Annotated in this window: 13 protein-coding genes and 1 other RNA gene; 3 read left to right on the top strand and 11 right to left on the bottom strand. The window is 46.5% G+C overall.

All coding sequences use genetic code 11. The annotated features are described in order from the left end of the window. Positions 1-16: 16 nt before the first annotated feature. The 11 genes from KSZ58_RS07465 to KSZ58_RS07415 all read right to left on the bottom strand — a co-directional run bounded on the left by KSZ58_RS07465 (position 17) and on the right by KSZ58_RS07415 (position 10260). Positions 17-1675: a ribonuclease J gene (locus tag KSZ58_RS07465; RefSeq protein WP_008817352.1), complete on the bottom strand. Its 1659-nt coding sequence runs from the start codon at positions 1673-1675 to the stop codon at positions 17-19. Between the two features lie 201 nt (positions 1676-1876). Then, positions 1877-3313 carry a tRNA (N6-isopentenyl adenosine(37)-C2)-methylthiotransferase MiaB gene (gene miaB / locus KSZ58_RS07460; protein ID WP_008817353.1) on the bottom strand — a complete coding sequence of 479 codons (1437 nt, stop codon included), beginning with the start codon at positions 3311-3313 and terminating at the stop codon, positions 1877-1879. Between the two features lie 73 nt (positions 3314-3386). Further along, on the bottom strand, positions 3387-3560 hold the full coding sequence (locus KSZ58_RS07455; protein WP_002608889.1) for a 4Fe-4S binding protein: 174 nt from the start codon (positions 3558-3560) through the stop codon (positions 3387-3389). A 149-nt stretch (positions 3561-3709) separates the two neighbouring features. Then, entirely contained in the window at positions 3710-4495 is a 786-nt protein-coding gene (locus KSZ58_RS07450; RefSeq protein WP_002608888.1) for a TIGR00282 family metallophosphoesterase, read from the bottom strand. A 1-nt stretch (position 4496) separates the two neighbouring features. Further along, positions 4497-6050, bottom strand: a complete 1554-nt coding sequence (gene rny, locus KSZ58_RS07445; protein WP_002608887.1) for a ribonuclease Y — start codon at positions 6048-6050, stop codon at positions 4497-4499. 152 nt (positions 6051-6202) lie between these two features. Then, a complete protein-coding gene (gene recA / locus KSZ58_RS07440; RefSeq protein ID WP_008817355.1) occupies positions 6203-7255 on the bottom strand; it encodes a recombinase RecA in 1053 nt (350 codons plus the stop codon). A 33-nt stretch (positions 7256-7288) separates the two neighbouring features. Beyond that, positions 7289-7750, bottom strand: coding sequence for a CinA family protein (locus KSZ58_RS07435; protein ID WP_009269180.1), 462 nt, complete (start codon positions 7748-7750; stop codon positions 7289-7291). 2 nt (positions 7751-7752) lie between these two features. Next, entirely contained in the window at positions 7753-8343 is a 591-nt protein-coding gene (gene pgsA, locus KSZ58_RS07430; protein WP_009589082.1) for a CDP-diacylglycerol--glycerol-3-phosphate 3-phosphatidyltransferase, read from the bottom strand. Further along, positions 8327-9271: a RodZ family helix-turn-helix domain-containing protein gene (locus tag KSZ58_RS07425; RefSeq protein WP_008817358.1), complete on the bottom strand. Its 945-nt coding sequence runs from the start codon at positions 9269-9271 to the stop codon at positions 8327-8329. The genes pgsA and KSZ58_RS07425 overlap by 17 nt, the downstream gene beginning before the upstream one ends. A 315-nt stretch (positions 9272-9586) precedes the next feature. Beyond that, positions 9587-9929, bottom strand: an RNA gene (gene rnpB, locus KSZ58_RS07420) — RNase P RNA component class B. Positions 9930-9936: 7 nt separating this feature from the next. Further along, positions 9937-10260: a DivIVA domain-containing protein gene (locus tag KSZ58_RS07415; RefSeq protein ID WP_008817359.1), complete on the bottom strand. Its 324-nt coding sequence runs from the start codon at positions 10258-10260 to the stop codon at positions 9937-9939. Between the two features lie 312 nt (positions 10261-10572). On the opposite strand from KSZ58_RS07415, the gene KSZ58_RS07410 reads away from it, so the two are divergent. From KSZ58_RS07410 to KSZ58_RS07400, 3 genes are all read left to right on the top strand, one after another. Further along, entirely contained in the window at positions 10573-13224 is a 2652-nt protein-coding gene (locus KSZ58_RS07410; RefSeq protein WP_009589085.1) for a transglycosylase domain-containing protein, read from the top strand. Between the two features lie 194 nt (positions 13225-13418). Continuing rightward, positions 13419-13973, top strand: coding sequence for a Holliday junction resolvase RecU (recU, locus tag KSZ58_RS07405; RefSeq protein ID WP_002608880.1), 555 nt, complete (start codon positions 13419-13421; stop codon positions 13971-13973). After that, positions 13942-17505: a transglycosylase domain-containing protein gene (locus tag KSZ58_RS07400; RefSeq protein WP_022300707.1), complete on the top strand. Its 3564-nt coding sequence runs from the start codon at positions 13942-13944 to the stop codon at positions 17503-17505. Before recU ends, KSZ58_RS07400 begins: the two co-directional genes overlap by 32 nt. Positions 17506-17644: the final 139 nt, after the last annotated feature.

The raw sequence follows: 17644 nt of genomic DNA, 5'->3' as shown, positions 1-17644 counted from the left end.
CCCTTCTTTTATCGTCCTATATATTGATTTCCAGAATCACCGGCAGCACCATCGGCCGTTTACCGGTTTCCTTTGAAAGATACTTGCTTATTTTCTCACGGGCCTCTCCGCGCACGGTCAGATTGTCATAGCGTTTTTCCTTGACTGCCGTTTCAATGCATTTCTCCATGATATTGCCGACCTCCTTGATGATGTAATCCGCATCCTTCAGGTAGATCAGACCACGCGTCTGCACATCCGGTCCGTTGATAACTTCCTTTGTCTTATGACTGACACCGACACCGATAATCATGACACCATCCGTGGACAGCACCTCACGATCCTTCAACACCACACCGGTGACATCCCAGTTTTCTTTACCGTCAATCAGGGTATCCTCCAGCTCCAGATGCTCTGCGACACTCTTTAAAATTTTCTCCTCAAACTGGGCAACCTGTCCGTTTTCCAGAATCAGGATACGGTCCGGGGAGTAGCCCATCTTGCTTGCCAGATTGGCATTCACAAACAGGTGACGGTATTCACCCTTGACCGGAATATAATATTTCGGCTGGAACAGATACAGCATCATCTTCAAATCCTCACTGCTTGGATGCATGGACAGCACCGTCTTGGAATCCAGCGTAAAAATTCTGCCGCCTTCCTTGTAAATTTCATTTTCCATGCTGTTCGCATCCAGCTCGGTACCACTGACAATCGGTGATGCGACAATGATTGTATCCGTCTTGCGGAAGCTTACAAACTTATCCTCATGATTGGCGATGTTGGACATGGTACGGAACAGATTCTTTCCATTTCCCGTAATCAGAACTACAACATCCTCCATATCGTCTTTAAAGTCCTTTTCTTTTACTTCCATCTCTCTTGGAACATGGTAGTATTTCACCAGCTCCAGCTGATGGAGCAGCTCGCGCATCCCTTTATCGTGGAAGAATATTTTTCGGTTATATTTCTTCGCCAGCTCGATAATCTCAATAATGCGAAACAGACTTTGTGAGTACGATGAAATGAGGATACGGCTGTGACTCGCTTCAAAAATCGGCTCAATCAGATTGGTGATACGATGCTTTGGTGCCGTATGACCGATGCGGTCTGCGGATTGTGATTCCGAAAGCAGACAGAGCACACCGCGTTTTCCGATATCGCTCAGCTCATTCAGATCACACAAATACTCCTGCTGCAGCATATCGTAATCGATAATGAACTCACCGGTGTAAACGATATAGCCCTGATCCGTTGCGATAGCCAGTCCGAAATTATCGGGAAAGGCATGCGTCATTGGGAAGGTGCGCACCTTCACTCCGCCAATCGTCTGCTTGCTTGCACGTTTCATACGGTGAATCTTAACGTTCTTAATGCCTTCCTTTTTCAGCATATCGTGAATGATGTTTGCCGTCAGATTTCCAGTATACACCGGAACATTGATCTGCTTCAGCAGATACGGCAGAGCCGCTACGACATCATCATGCGCATGCGTGATAAAAATCCCTTTGATCCTGTCCTTGTTTTGAATCAGATAGGAGAAATCCGGTATGATGAATTCCACTCCCAGCTGATCCGATTCCGGATACTTCAATCCGGCTTCAATAATAAATATGGCTTCATTGACTTCGACAACGTACATGTTCTTGCCGTTTTCGTCAAGTCCGCCAAGCGCAAAAATGCGTACTTGATCCATAATCTAAATACCTCCGTTTTTATTGTTATTATGATGATCGTATTTCTATGCAATAAGGAATATTGAACCCCATGATAAACTATTCCTATTATACCATTAGTTCCATGAAAAAAAACAAAAATATGCCCTTCTCATAAGAAAATTACGCCCATACGACCTATTTTATCATATTTTGACAAGAAAAAAAGTGATTTCTCACTTTTATATCTGTTCTCCATCCAGCGAAAATGTTTTGCAGGCCGTAATTTTCACTGAAACGATATCCCCGCTCTGTGCAGTCGTCCGCCTGAAATTCACCAGCTTATTGGTTTCCGTGTAACCGCTGAACACTTCCGGATTCTTCTTGCTTGCACCATCCACCAGTACCTTGACAACACTTCCCAGATATTCCTCGTTCTTTTCACGCGCATACAGGTTCCAGCGCTCATTCAGCTCCTGCAGACGGCGCTGCTTAACCGCTAGCTCAACATTATCCGCCATGGATGCCGCAGGCGTCCCCTCCCGCGGCGAATAGATAAAGGTAAAGGCATTATCAAACCGGCATTCGTCCACCAGAGACAACGTGTTTTGAAACTGCTCCTCTGTTTCATTTGGAAAGCCGACGATGATATCGGTAGAGATCGCACAATGTGGAATCCGTTCCTTAATTTTGTGGAATAACGTCAGATACTGTTCTCTGGTATAGCGTCTTCCCATGATTTTCAGGATATCGCTGTCCCCGCTTTGTACCGGCAGATGAATAAACGGCATGATGTTTTCATAGCGTGCAATCACATCTATCATCTCATCCGTAAAGTCCCACGGGTGACTCGTCGTGAAGCGGATGCGCTCGATTCCTATCTTTGCCGTTTCCTCCAGCAGTCCTGCGAAACCGCCTTCCATATGCAAATCCTTTCCATAGGAATTGACATTCTGGCCAAGCAGCGTGATTTCCTTGAAGCCCTCTGCTTTCAGAATGCGTACCTCCTCCAGAATATCCTCCATCATACGGGAGCGTTCCTTCCCCCGGGTATATGGCACAATGCAGTATGTACAGAACTTATCGCAACCGTACATGATGTTTACCCATGCCTTATGCTTGCCAAAGCGGCGAACCGGCAGATTTTCTATAACATCCCCCTCTTTGGAAAGCACCTCAACACTGCGATTTCCATTCACCATGACATCATACAGCAGCTCCGGAAGACGGTGAATGTTATGGGTGCCGAAAATCAGATTCACATGACGATACGTTTCCAGCAGCTTGGCAACAACATCCTCCTCCTGTGCCATGCATCCGCACAGTCCAAACAGCAGGTCCGGCTTCTTGCGTTTCAAGCGCTTCAGGGAGCCGATTTCCCCCAGTACCTTATCCTCCGCATTTTTTCGGATAGCGCATGTATTCATCAGAATCAGATCCGCATCCTCGGGATGCTCCACCGCAGTGAAATTCATCTCCTCCAGAATGCCCGCCAGTGTTTCACTGTCCCGTTCATTCGCCTGACAGCCATACGTACGCAGATAATATTTCTTTCCCTGTCCCAGCAATCGAATCTGCTCCGGTATCTGAAACAGCGATTTCTCAATGACGGCTTCCTTGGTTGTTCTTACCTGGGCATCCTTCAGATTGGGAAGTGCCCATCCCGGTTGTTTTTTCATAATCAAACTCCTATCTATATAAGCCATCCATGATGGCGGACTTACTTAAAAAAACCAAGCTGATTGGCTTGGTTTACTGAGAGATTGCAGAAACTGGACAAGCGCTTACGCATGATCCACAGTCAATACAAGTTCCTTCATCACATACGGATTTACCATCATCGTTCATGCTCAGAGCACCAACCGGGCAAACACCTACACATGCACCACAACCGATGCAAGTATCTACATCTACTTTAACTGCCATTGTTTATTCCTCCTTTACAACCTCCTCTATTATACCATATACCCGTCGCAGTGCAAGCTTTTCACTATGAAAAAGATGTGAATTTTTCTACATCCTTCACAGTTGAATCACACACCGCAGGTAAAGAAAAAGCCGTGAATTACACGGCTTTAGCATTCTGCTTGTTCGGGACGAATCTGGATACGTTCTATGTGTATTGCCTTTCTTGCGGTCTCATCAATACGAACCACGGCACCACACAGAATTCCCGGACCATCCGCTATTTTAAACTTCGTTTTCTCATTCGTTGTAAAGCGTGTCAGTATTTCCTGTACATCCCGCCCCAGCACACTGGTATAGGCACCGCACATCCCCAGATCGGTGATGGCCGCTGTTCCGTATACCAGACGCTCGTCTGCCGTCTGAACATGCGTGTGGGTGCCCACAACCGCCTGCACACGTCCGGCAAACTGATAGGTAAAGGCAATCTTCTCGCTGGTTGTTTCCGCATGCAGATCAACCAGATAAATATCCGCATCAATATCATTCAGGATATCCTCCATGCAGAAGAACGGAGAATCCACAACGTTATTCATCCAGACCTCACCGCAAAGATTGGTGATGGCAACGCGCATGCCGTTGACCTTTACAACAACGGTATGCTGCCCATATTCCAGCGGCTCCATATTGGCTGGGCGAACCATGCGGTCTGCCTCCTCAATAAACTGATAAATATCATTTTTAGAGAAGGTATGATTTCCCATGGTGCATACATCAATGCCCATGGCAAGCAGCTGATGATAAATCTTTCTGGTAATGCCCTTACCATGTGCCGAATTTTCAGCATTGGCAACGACCAAATCGATTTCATACTGCTCCTTCAGCCGCGGCAGCTGCTCCCGCACACACTCTCTTCCAACGGAGCCGACAATATCTCCAAGAAACAGAATATTCATGCTACTTCGCCAGTTCGCAGGCTCTGGTTTCACGAATGACCGTCACCTTGATCTGTCCGGGGTATGTAAGCTCAGCTTCAATCTTATCCTTGATATCACGGGCCAGCTTATGGCATCCCAGATCATCCATCTTCTCCGGCACCGCCATTACGCGAACCTCGCGTCCTGCCTGAATAGCATAGGCGCTGTCTACCCCATCGAAGGACTTCGTGATTTTCTCAAGCTCCTCCAGACGGTTGATGTAATTCTGCAGGGCTTCATAGCGCGCACCCGGACGGGCTGCGGAAATCGTATCCGCTGCGATAACCAGATTGGAAATCAAGAACTGCGGTTCCACTTCCCCATGGTGTGACTGGATGGCATTCAAGACAACCTCACGCTCCCCATGCTTCTTACAGAACTTGTAGCCCAGCTCGATATGACTGCCCTCGACTTCAAAGTCCAGTGCCTTTCCGATATCATGCAGAAGACCTGCACGCTTTGCCAGCTGCTGGTTCAAGCCCAGCTCTGCTGCCATCATACCGGTAAGGTGGGCAACCTCCATACTGTGCTGCAGTGCATTTTGTCCATAAGAGAAACGATACTTCAAACGTCCGATCAGACGAATGATTTCTCGATCGATTCTGCCGATGCCAAGCTTGAAGACGGTATCCTCACCGGTCTTCATGATATTGGTATCCATTTCCTTCTTGATTTTGTGTACCACCTCTTCAATGCGTCCAGGCTGAATACGTCCGTCCTTGATCAGATGCTCCAGAGCCAGTCTTGCGACCTCTCTTCGAATCGGGTCAAAGCAGGAAACGGTAATTGTTTCCGGAGTATCATCAATGATCAGATCAACACCGGTTGCCTGTTCAATCGCCTTGATATTTCTACCTTCACGACCGATGATTCTTCCCTTCATTTCCTCACTTGGCAGTGATACGACGGATACGGTGCGATCCACCGCCTCATCAGAGGAAATCCGCTGAATACTGAGGGCGACGATATTGCGTGCCTTTTCGTCCGCAATGGACTTCGCTTCCTCTTCCTTTTCTTTAATATATGCCATCGTTTCTTTTTCCATACGCTTTTCTGTGATGGCCATCAGTTCTTCTCTTGCTTCGGCAGTTGTCAGGGAAGCAACACGCTCCAGCTCCTCTACCTGCACATCAATTTTTTCCTGTAATTCTTTATCTTTTTTATCTAGCATTGCCATTTTGTCAGCTAACTGCGCACTCTTCACATCGATCTGCTTTTCTTTGCTGGTCAACGTTTCATCACGGAAATTCAGGTTGTCTTCTCTGCGCAGCAGTTTGTTTTCCATATCGGTCACTTCCTGCTTGCGTTCCTTAATTTCCTTCTCAGCCGCAATCTTTAATTCATGAGCTTGTGTACGACCATCCAGCACTGCCTGTTTTACCATGGAATCGGCTTTTGTTTCCGCTTCCTTCAACAGCATGGATGCCTTTTGCTGATCTTTATTTAAACCCGCCTTGGAGATAATCACCATGATTACCACACCAATGGCAAGACCTGTCAACACAGACAAAAAGATGATAAGTGGATTATCCATACCACAATTCCTCCATTCGTCTTTCTCAGAGAGTTTTCTCTCTGTATTATATTGTACATAATTTTCACATTTTTCTCAACAAAAAAGCGCACTTTTCACAAAAATGCGTGAATTTATGTAAGTGTTTCCATATTTACAGAAAAAGAAGAAGCCTATGCTTCCTCCTTTTTCTCCTCACTTACTTCAGCTTTCTTTGGTGCGGTTTTCTCTCGCAGCTTTGCGCCGAGCTCCTCCATCAGTGCAGGGTTGCTCTTGATAAAGGTCTTGGCAGCTTCCTTGCCCTGTCCGATTTTCTCGCCGTTATAGGAGAACCATGCTCCGCTTTTCATAACGATATCATGATCCACACAAAGATCCAGCAGCTCTGCCACATACGAGATTCCCTCACCATACATAATTTCAATCTGTGCAACCTTAAACGGAGGTGCAACCTTATTCTTTACAACCTTGACGTTCACCTTGTTACCGATGATATCCGTACCGTTCTTGATGGCCTCACTGCGTCGGATATCCAGACGTACAGAGGAGTAGAATTTCAGCGCTCTTCCCCCCGGCGTCGTTTCCGGATTTCCAAACATGATGCCGACCTTTTCTCGCAGCTGGTTGATAAAGATAGCCGTACATTCACTGCGGTTCATAATACCGCTCAGCTTCCGCATGGCCTTGGACATCATACGGGCCTGCAAGCCGACATTTGCATCCCCCATCTCACCGTCCAGCTCAGCCTGCGGCACCAGTGCCGCAACGGAATCGACAACAACCAGATCGATTGCACCGCTCTTGATCAGCATTTCTGTAATATCCAGCGCCTGCTCTCCGCTGTCCGGCTGGGAAAGAATCAAATCATCGATATTGACACCAAGATTCTTGGCGTAGGTGGGATCAATGGCATTTTCCGCATCGATAAAGGCTGCGCGTCCGCCCTTTTTCTGTACCTCCGCAATGGCATGCAGAGCCAGCGTTGTCTTACCACTGGACTCCGGACCGTAGATTTCCACGATTCGCCCCTTCGGATATCCACCGATTCCCAATGCCTCATCCACCTTGATGGACCCGGAGGATATAGCATCGATTTCCACAGAAGCACGATCTCCAAGCTTCATAATGGAGCCTTTTCCAAACTGTTTTTCAATCTGCTTTAATGTATCATCCAGCAGATTCTTTTTCTTTGTGTCCTTATCCTGGGACTTTTTCTCTTTTTCCATTCATTTCTCCTTTTTCCAATTATATTTACGGAATCAGCATGCATCCAGAAAACGGATGACCTGCTTTCCCATTTCCTCAACGAGTTTTTTTCTCAATGCATTGCGCTCCATCGTCAGATGAAATTCATAAACCTCACAGCGGTGCCGGTCTGCAATCGCACAATAAACCAGACCTGCCGGCTTCCCCTCCATGGTGTCCGGCCCTGCATTACCGCTAAAGGATACACACAGATCGACATCCAGCAGCAGTCTTGCCTTTTCCGCCATCTCTTTTGCGCAGGGTGCACTGACAACCCCGTATTTCTTTACAATTTCTTCACGCACATGCACAACATTGACCTTGCATTCGGTCCAATAGGTGACAATACCACCTTTTAAAACAGCAGAAGCACCACTGACTTCTGCTATTGTACTTGCGAACAGACCGGCAGTCAGACTCTCACAGCTGCCAATGGTCAGCCTGTCCTTTTTCAGGCGTTCGATCAATGCCTTCATATTTACATTGTCTCCATGACGATATCCTTCAGCTTCAGGAAATACTCCGCTCCGCTTGCCACCGACACCGCCACTGCCGCATAAAACAGAATATCAGCGACAGGAAGGGATACAAACGCAAACGGCAGGTTGTTCAACAGCAGAAAGATGATGGCGAACATCTGCAGCACCGTTTTCGCCTTGCCCATCATACCGGCAGCAACCACCTTGCCCTTGGCACTGGCATTCATACGCAGTCCATCCACAATCATATCCCGCCATATCATAATCAGCACAAATACCGCAGGTACCACACCGTCCACTGCAAACAGGATGAACATCGTATTCACCAGCAGCTTATCCGCAATCGGATCGATAAATTTCCCGAAGGAGGTAATCAGATTGTGCTTTCTTGCGATATGTCCATCCAAGTAATCGGTAAAGCTCGCGATTGCAAACAGAATCAGTACAAGCAGTGCCGTCATGCTGACAGCAATATGCTCACCGCTCACATCAGCACCAAAGGCCTCCGGCAAATCTGTAAACAGATAGATACAGGCGATAACCGGAACCAGTACGATGCGAAACATCGACAGCTTATTTGGAAGATTCATCACTGTCACCCGCAATCGTAAACTCCAGTGTGATGGCACCGCTGGAATTCACAATGGAATCATCCAGCTTTACATTCTTGTCATTGATCTTTAACTGTGTATTATACATATAGCCGACATAAAGCTCCAGCTTCATGCCCTTTTTCGCCTTCACTGTTCCTTTTGCAGAGGATTTGTATTCGTATACCTGTGCCTTTGGCTCATCCAGCACCTTGCCGTCAACACTGGCGCTGAATCCGGAGGAGCTTCCTGCAAAGGTTACTTCAAACTTCAGATCCTCCCCGTCCTTCAGATTTTCAATGGTGTAATGGGTCGCATCGGTTTTGGATATACTGATTTCCTTTTCCTCTTCCTTCTGCTGTCCCTCTTCCTCTTTCTTTTCGTCGCTGCTCGGATACTTATTCGTACCGTTTTCCGTCTGCTCCGGTGCAGTTGGCTGCGCATTATTCGCTGTTTTCCCCTTACCGGCATCCGATTTCAGAAATACGACAAACGCAAACATGATTACGATTGCCACGACTGCCACAATGGCAATCAGGGATACCAGAGACATATCCGGCTTGCGAAACCGTCGCTTCTGCCTCGTTTTTACATTCGCTGTGGAAACCTTGCTCAGCTTTTCCGACTTTGCAATATTCTTTTCAATTTCCTCATGGTTGATCTGTGCCGAAGTCGTAAAGGTCATGGTATAGTCATTGACATCCTTCCGCAGTTCATCCTTGATATCCTCAAAATCCAGTCCGAGCACATCACAATAGGACTTTACAAAGAAGCGCAGATAAGACAGATCATCATGAAAAAAGCTGATGTTTCCTTCCTCCAGCGCTTTTATATGTTTCTGAGTCAGGCGTGTCTGATCACTCACCTCTTCGATGGTCAGGCCCAGCTCTAATCTTTTCTCTTTTAACAGTCTACCGATTTCTTCCATAGAGCACCTCTTTATATATATCAATCTGTCACATATCAGTATGAACAGTTTTCATAATCTCTATTATTATATCAGCCAAATTCTTTAATGTAAATGAAACGTTCACAAAATTCGTCTTTCACTTTTTTATCCCATAAATCTCTCATTTTCATACCGGAATCACGAAAAAAGGATACATGGAAATATCTCATCATCGTACGCTTTATCCAGCATGCGCTTTGCTTGTTTATGCAGGCCTGTAAAAGACATTTTTCCTGCATACGAATACTCAGAGAAATGAAAAAGCGAAGGACGCGCCTTCGCTGCTTGCTTCCACTGCATAAGCCATGTTCTGTACTCTCTTGCGAAAGTGGCAGTCATTTATCTACGTGTTTCCACGTTCCGATCACTGGCTTCGTTTCGCCGTGATCAGATTCCCCTACCAAATTTGGGTTTCTCGCTTGCGGGGTTTACCCGTTCCATCTTTCCGGTTTCCCGAAAAGCTCGTCTCTGTGGCACTTTTAAAGGAGTCCGCCATAGCTTTCACCACAGGCCTTCTCCAGCCGTCAGCTTACGCTGCCTGGATTTATCGTTTCATCCAGCACAAACACTACATCCATCACAGAATGTGCGAGCATGGACTTTCCTCTGACCTTACGGCCAGCGACTGCCGCAGAAGAAGCAGTTTATTTTTTACTGGCAAATACCGCGTTTTCCAGCCGGGTCAGACGCTTCAGAATATCCACATTGCCATTTGCAGCAGCGCTTTCCTCCTGAACAGCTCCCTGTTTCCCTTCCAGCTCGATGATTTTCGCCTTCATGGCAGCAATCTGCTTTTCATATTCCTGCAGACGCTCCCCCAGATTCTCAATCATGGCATCGTATTCCTGATAATCATTGATGACAAGATCCAGAAACTCATCCACTTCTACAGATGAATATCCCTTGAAATCTATATTAAACTGTTTATTCAATACATCTTCCACTTTTAGCTTGAATCTTTTTTCCATGAATTTCACCTTCCACTTACATAGTTTCTCAGAATTTCCAGAAAAAAGCAAGTGAAAATTACACAAACGCACACTTTCCTACGTTTCGACATACACGTGTATTATTATAAGGTTGCCGCAGGCACACTGTGGAAGCGTGGGACGATGTGATTTCTATGTGAAAATTCAAACGATTTTCTTAAAGCGGTGGAAATCGTTTGTAAAATTGTTTATAGTAGATTATGATATAGGATGTGTAAATGACACAATCATAACTTTAAATATCTGACACACTGATCGTGTGCATTCGATACGACAAGGAGGAAACATCATATGGATAAAAAGCAACAGCCAAAGGCAGTCCGCAGGAAGTCAGGCCAGGGCGGTGGAAGGATATTCCGCAGCATTGTCATCGTTTTCCTGGCACTGGTACTGGTCGGAGGGGTTTCCGTATTCTTCATGCTGAGCACGATTGTCGGCTCTGTGGATACGGATGATATGGCGGATAAAATCGTCAATCGGGAGCCATCGACATTTTATGCGGCAGACGGTACGAAAATTTATGAATGGGGCGGTGTCAGCCGGGAAAATGTCACCTACAAGCAAATTCCCCAGTCTACGATCGATGCCTTTCTGGCAATCGAGGATTCCCGTTACTTTTCCCATAACGGATTCGACCTTCCCCGCTTCATTTCCAGTGCTTTATTCAATGTAAAGTCCGGAAGCTTTGCACAGGGCGGTTCCACACTGACCATGCAGACCATCGACAACTTCATCATGAAGCCGGAAGAGGAAAAGGCCGAAAAAGAGGGCAAGACATATTCCGCGTTGGAAAAAGTAGAACGTAAGGTACAGGAAATCTACATGAGTATGAGTCTGGAAAAGGACCTGTCCAAGGAAGAAATCATTACGAAGTATCTGAATGAAATCAATTTCGGTGACAGTGCCCGCGGTATTCAAAAGGGTGCTGAATATTATTTTGGTAAGAATGTTGAGGAATTAAATCTGACGGAAAGTGCCTTTCTGGCCGGTGTCATCAACGCACCAAACAGCTATAATCCCTACCGTGGCTACGACAAGAGCACCGGTGATAACTTCTATCAGTATGCGAGTGAGCGTAGAGATGAAACACTGAATCTGATGCTGAAGCACGGCTATATTACGGAAACCGAATACAAGCTGGCAAAAAGCACAAAGCTGGCATTCCAGCTGACCGGAGAGAAGAAAAAATCATCTGCCGGCTCTGATAAATATTACGACTATGTATATGAAGCTGCGAAGGAAGTACAGGCGCTTACCGGAGAGGATCCTGCACTTGTTCCCATGAAAATCTATACATCCCTGGATATCCATGCACAGGATCATGCCAATGAATTATCCAGCGGTAGGTCTGTCGAATTCTTCTCGGACAGCAATTTCCAAATCGGATTCACTGTTTTAAACAATCAGACCGGCGAAATCGTCGCCGTTTCCGGAGGCCGCGGCGATGTGGAATCCAAGACCTATTTGAATCGCTATACAGAGCCGAAGAGTGTTGGCTCCACCATCAAGCCGCTGCTGGATTATGCGCCAACCTTTGATAAGCTGGGATGGGCTACCTCCCGTGTCATGGAGGATAAGCCGCTGAATATTACCGGATGGTCTGTACAGAACTCCGATGGCAATTTCTATGGAAAGGTCAGCCTGGAGCGTGCTGTATCCAAGTCCCTGAATACGATTGCCGTGCAATCCCTGCAGGCTCTTCTGGAGAGTGAAGGGCAGGATGCAATGATTCAGTATCTAAAGAATTTAGGCTTCAGTGATTCGGTTGCCGATGCCTTCAGTCTTCAGTATTCCATCGGTGGTGCGGAAATGAAGGGCTCCACGACGCAAATGGCAGCTGCCTATGCAGCCCTGGCTAATGGCGGCTATTATATTGAACCGCACATGGTCACAAAGGTGGAATATAAGGATGAATCCAGAACCTTCGACAACAAGCCGAAGAAAACGCGCGTCATGTCCGAGCAGGCAGCTTATATGATGAGTGATCTGCTGTACAAGGCAGTAAACGGCAAAACAAAGGGTGAAAACCTGATGGGTTCCCTTGGCTTCGGCGCCTATCCTGTCTATGGTAAGACAGGTACCAGTGACTGGGCCGACTTGGGTGTGGCATACGGTATTCCCGTTCTCGCAATGAAGGATGAATGGATGATAAATTATACAAGCGAATACACAATCGCGACCTGGTCAGGCTTTGATGCAGCAAAGGAAGGCGCATATTTCACAATGGATATGATTAACGCAAATATCCCCGGCTGGATCAACAAATCCATGCTGGATACCATCAGCTCCAACGCTGTTCGTATTCAACAGCCGGATGGCATCAGCTCCTATGGCGGCGGTCTGATCAAGACCGAATGGCTCTCTTCGGCAGCAAAGAACAACCCGATGACAGAACAAAATGCGAATGTCACCAACAGCAAGCTGGAAGCGGCAATATCCAGTGCTGCAGGCATGAATGCAGATGATTATACGGCGGAAAGCTATGCCAAGCTGAAGGAAGCTCTGGATGCGGCACGAAAAGTGATGGCGAACTCTGCGGCAACACAGGAGGAAATCGATGCGGCACGAAGTGCATTGGAAGCCGCCATGCAGGGACTTGTAAAGAAAGAGGAAACACCGAAGACGGATACCTCGGCACTGAGCTCGGCCCTGAACAGTGCGCAGGGCTATGTGGATACCACCAAATATCAAAGCGATAAGGTTGCGGCTTTGCAAAGTGCAATCAGCAGCGGTAACAGTGTGCTTGCGAATAAGGACAGTACGCAGGAACAGATTGATGCGGCGACCGCTGCCATCAATACAGCTGTGCAGAATTGTATCAGCTCCCCTGTGCAAACCACACCACCGCCGGATACCGGTGGCGACGCAAACAACGGCAACGGTACAACACCTCCTTCGGACAACACCCAGAACAACCAGAATAATCAAACACCGGCACCATAAAGCAGGACAGGATCGATTTATGATCCTGTCTTTTATTCTTTACCTTTATAAAAGTAAATTTTTCCAACAACATTGCCCGCAAAAGTAGAAATAAGAAGGAAATTTGTATATAATAGAAAAAGGTGATAAATGTGATAGGATATCCAAATAGAAAAGTGATGCCGACACCAGCCGTTAAAGCCCAGGATAACCACATGGGAAGAGGGATGTCGTTGGAGAATGATTTGAATGATTCCAATGCATATTACTGCAGCTGCGATCGTGCATTGATACATAAGAAGCCGACACCGATACAGGTTGTCAAGGTTGATTACCCTGAGCGCAGTGCCGCCAAAATTACGGAAGCCTATTATAAAACACCAAGTACAACAGATTACAACGGTATCTATCGTGGAAGAGCTATCGATTTTGAAGCAAAGGAAACAAGGCAGAAGACCTCGTTCCCCTTCAAAAGCATTCATCCACATCAGATTGAGCATTTAAAAAAGGTGATACAGCATGGAGGAATCGGATTTTTCATTATCCGTTTCACCTGCTTCGAAGAAACCTATCTGATCGATGCCGCAATACTGATTGACATGTACTATGAGGGAGAACGCAAATCGATATCTTACATGAAAGTGAAGGAAGTAGGTTCCCTTATCCGTATGGGTCTGACACCGAGATTATGTTATCTTGATAACGTCGATGCCCTGTACTTCAAGGAGGAAAAATCATATGGAACAAAATCCAAACGAGGAAACGGTTGATGTGAATGCATCACCGCAGCAACCAGAAGCAAAGGACACCTTAGAAACAACAGATGACATGGATTCACAGGCTTCTGTGAAAATGGAAGGCTCCACGGAAGCTGATACGTCAGCTTCACAGGAAAAGGAAGCAGTACCGGTTGAGACAGCATTGGAGACTGAACCTGCACAGGATACAGAAAAAGCCCCAGTTGACGCTGATACGAAAGCTGAAGCGACGGAAAATGATACTGATGAAGAAAAAACGTCAGCCACAACAGAAGTATCCGATACAGCAGCTGCAAAGACAGAAGCTGGTGCAGAAGGAATGCCGTCTGATTTCAACACCGCAGAGAATGCTTCTGCAGATACAGCCGTTTCTGAGGAGGCTATCCCTGCAGAAAACTCTCCAAAAGCAAGCCTAGAAAACGCCTCTTCTGAGGATGAGACTTTTTCAGAGCAAGCTGTGCAGGAGCCTGTTTCAGCAGAAGCTGTCGACACAGACATACTGAATGGAAAAGCTTTCCCTGCAGAAGACTCTCCAGAAGCAAGCCTGGAAGAAGACGTCGCTTCTGAAGATGAACCTTTATCAGAGCAAGCTGTGCAGGAGCCTGTTTCGGCAGCAGCTGTCGAAACGGATATATTGAATGAAGAAGCTATCCCTGCAGAGGACACTCCAGAAGCAAGCCTGGAAGAAGACGTCGCTTCTGAGGACGAACCTTTATCAGAGCAAGCTGTGCAGGAGCCTGTTTCGGCAGAAGCTGTCAACACGGACATACTGAATGAGGAAATGCTTGTCAGTGAGGATGCTGAGGAAGCAGACTCTGCCAATCGTAAAAAGAAGCCTGAGAAAAACAAAGGCAAGCTAAGCAGAGGGCGTAAAATCGTCAACGGCATTATCATTGCTTTTCTGACAATCGCCTTACTTGGCAGCGGGACAGGTGCTTATCTGCTTTACCACATCGCACATAAGGCTGATCCTGATGGAATGGTAGAAAAGATGAAAAGTGACGAGCCGTCTGTATTCTATGCAAGTGACGGAAAGACAATCATCGGAGAGCTGGGAGAAGAAAGCCGCGAAAACATCACCTATGAACAGGTTCCGCAATCAACAATTGATGCTTTTCTGGCTATTGAGGATTCCCGTTTTTATTCTCATAACGGATTTGACCTTCCCCGTTTTATCTCCAGCGCATTCAACAATATGAAATCCGGTGACCTTTCACAGGGAGGCTCTACGCTGACCATGCAGACGGTCGACAATTTCATCATGAAGCCTGTGGAAGACAAGATGCAGAAGGAAGGAAAATATTTCAGCACCAAGGAAAAAATCGAACGCAAAATTCAGGAAATTTATCTGAGCATGTGTCTGGATGACGAATTGAGCAAGGAAGACATCATGACAAGATACCTGAATCAGATCAACTTCGGGCAGCATACCCGTGGAATCCAAAAAGGTGCACAATATTACTTTGGCAAAAATGTAGAGGATCTGAACCTGTCGGAAAGTGCTTTCCTCGCCGGCGTTATCAATGCGCCAAACAGCAACAATCCCTACAACGGCATCATCGATGGTGACAATTACTATCAGCAGGCAATGAAGCGGCGGGATGAAACACTGTATCAGATGCTGAATCACGGCTACATAACAGAGACAGAATACAAGCTGGCAAAAGCAACAAAGCTGGCGTTTCAGGTTGCCGGAGAGCCGGATGCTGCTGAACTGGACCCTTATAAGGACTACGTGCGTGCGGCGGCGGATGAAATCATCGATAAATACGGGGTTGATCCGGCTACCACGCCAATGAAGGTATACACAGCACTGGACATCAATGCACAAAAGGCCGCGAACAAGGCATCCAGCGGAAAGGTCGTCGGCTTAACCGATAACAAGTATTATCAAATCGGCTTTACTGTTCTGAATAACAAAAACGGTGAAGTTATCGCTGTGAGTGCAGGCAGAACCGACATCAAATCCGCAGACGGTCAGGTGCATTTCCGTTTCCGTGAGCCGCATCAGCCTGGTTCCAGTATCAAACCGATCTTTGATTACGCTCCATCCTTTGATAAGATTGGTTACTGTACCTCCCGTGTATTTGTAGACAAGGCAATCAGCTTCGGTAACTGGAATGTTATCAATGCAAACGGTTCATACAATGGCAAGGTATCCATGGAGCGTGCGATTGCACAGTCTTTGAACACCCCTGCTGTACAAACCTTTGATGCCCTGTTAAATCGCGTTGGCTATGATGAAATGATCAGCTATGCCAAGAAAATGGGCTTTGATCCGGATGTCGCAAAGAACATGGATATTCAGTATTCCATAGGGGCTTCCGGTATGATGGCCTCCCCTACCGAAATGGCAGCGGCTTATGCGACACTAGCAAATGGCGGCACCTACAATGAGGCGCATATGGTACGGAAAATCGTATACAAAAACGAAGATAAAACCATCAAGGCAAAGGTTCAAACACATCAGCCGCTATCTCCGCAGGCTGCCTACATGACCAGCGATCTGCTTTACCGTGCAATTTTCGGGAAAGACAGTGGTTGGAATTTAATGAGCCGTTTAGGCTTTGGTGCCTATCCGGTATATGGAAAGACCGGAACGAGTGACTGGGCGGATGATGCCTGGAAGTATGGCGGCCCTATGAAGGATGAATGGATGATCAATTACACAAGCGAATACACCATCGCTACGTGGAGCGGCTTTGACAGCGGTATTGAGGGCAAGCCTACATATATCAGCGAAGAAATACTGAATGCCAATATTCCGGGCTGGATCAACAAATATATGCTGGACAGCATCGCAACCGGAAATGAGCATATGATATCCAGTCCGGGCGGCATCAGCAGCTATGGCGGCGGTATGATCAAGTCCGAATGGCTGGCAACTGCCAAGCAGAACAATCCATTAACAATCGCTAATTCCAAAACAAACAATAAGGCATTGAAATCTGCAGTAAGCTCTGCCAAGGGTATGAAATCTTCTGATTATACGGCGGAAACCTACAGCAAGCTGCAGGCGGCAATTGCAGCTGCGGAAAAAATTCTAAAGGATGATATGGCTCCACAGGAGGATATTGATAAGGCGAAGGCAGATTTGCAGGCAGCCTTGAACGGTCTGGTATCCAGCGCAAATAAGAGCAGTCTGAATGCTGCCCTTACCAAGGCGGCAGGCATCAATACCTCTCTGTATACACCAGAGAGCATCCATGCATTAAACGCTGCTGTAAACAGCGCAAAATCAGTCTATGACAATAAAAAATCCACACAGGCACAAATTGATGCACAAACCTCTGCCGTGAACAATGCCATCAACACGCTGGTACAGAAGCCGGTAATCAGTCGTGATGCATTAAATGAAGCAATCAACAAAGGAAACGCCATCAATCGCAACTCCTATACGGTAGAAAGTATTCTACAATTTGAAAGTATATTAAATGTCGCAAAAACAGTATATGGGGATGCAAATGCCACACAGGCACAGATCGATGAACAGACAGCTAAAGTAAACGCTGCCCTGACAGAGGTTTTAAAGCCTGCACAATAAATGCAGATAATGTTTAAAAAAGGGTGATTCTCATGTGGAATCATCCTTTTCTTTCTGCTTTCAAACAGAAATGCATAACGCGTACACCATGCTTGTCTGGGACACACAGCGTTTAATCCACCTGCATCCAAGATCAGAG

The organism is Erysipelatoclostridium sp. DFI.2.3, assembly GCF_019132535.1.
GTDB classification, from domain to species: Bacteria; Bacillota_I; Bacilli_A; order Erysipelotrichales; family Erysipelotrichaceae; genus Clostridium_AQ; species Clostridium_AQ innocuum.
Note: the sequence above shows the minus strand (reverse complement) of the source record. Positions and strands in the feature narration are given on the sequence as shown.

Coding starts and splice junctions, on each gene's coding strand:
- KSZ58_RS07425 (WP_008817358.1), bottom strand. CDS start 9,271: ATGGAAGAAATCGGTAGACTGTTAAAAGAGAAAAGATTAGAGCTGGGC.
- KSZ58_RS07450 (WP_002608888.1), bottom strand. CDS start 4,495: ATGAATATTCTGTTTCTTGGAGATATTGTCGGCTCCGTTGGAAGAGAG.
- miaB (WP_008817353.1), bottom strand. CDS start 3,313: ATGAAAAAACAACCGGGATGGGCACTTCCCAATCTGAAGGATGCCCAG.
- recA (WP_008817355.1), bottom strand. CDS start 7,255: ATGGAAAAAGAGAAAAAGTCCCAGGATAAGGACACAAAGAAAAAGAAT.
- KSZ58_RS07410 (WP_009589085.1), top strand. CDS start 10,573: ATGGATAAAAAGCAACAGCCAAAGGCAGTCCGCAGGAAGTCAGGCCAG.
- KSZ58_RS07465 (WP_008817352.1), bottom strand. CDS start 1,675: ATGGATCAAGTACGCATTTTTGCGCTTGGCGGACTTGACGAAAACGGC.
- KSZ58_RS07415 (WP_008817359.1), bottom strand. CDS start 10,260: ATGGAAAAAAGATTCAAGCTAAAAGTGGAAGATGTATTGAATAAACAG.
- pgsA (WP_009589082.1), bottom strand. CDS start 8,343: ATGAATCTTCCAAATAAGCTGTCGATGTTTCGCATCGTACTGGTTCCG.
- KSZ58_RS07400 (WP_022300707.1), top strand. CDS start 13,942: ATGGAACAAAATCCAAACGAGGAAACGGTTGATGTGAATGCATCACCG.
- rny (WP_002608887.1), bottom strand. CDS start 6,050: ATGGATAATCCACTTATCATCTTTTTGTCTGTGTTGACAGGTCTTGCC.
- recU (WP_002608880.1), top strand. CDS start 13,419: ATGGGAAGAGGGATGTCGTTGGAGAATGATTTGAATGATTCCAATGCA.
- KSZ58_RS07455 (WP_002608889.1), bottom strand. CDS start 3,560: ATGGCAGTTAAAGTAGATGTAGATACTTGCATCGGTTGTGGTGCATGT.
- KSZ58_RS07435 (WP_009269180.1), bottom strand. CDS start 7,750: ATGAAGGCATTGATCGAACGCCTGAAAAAGGACAGGCTGACCATTGGC.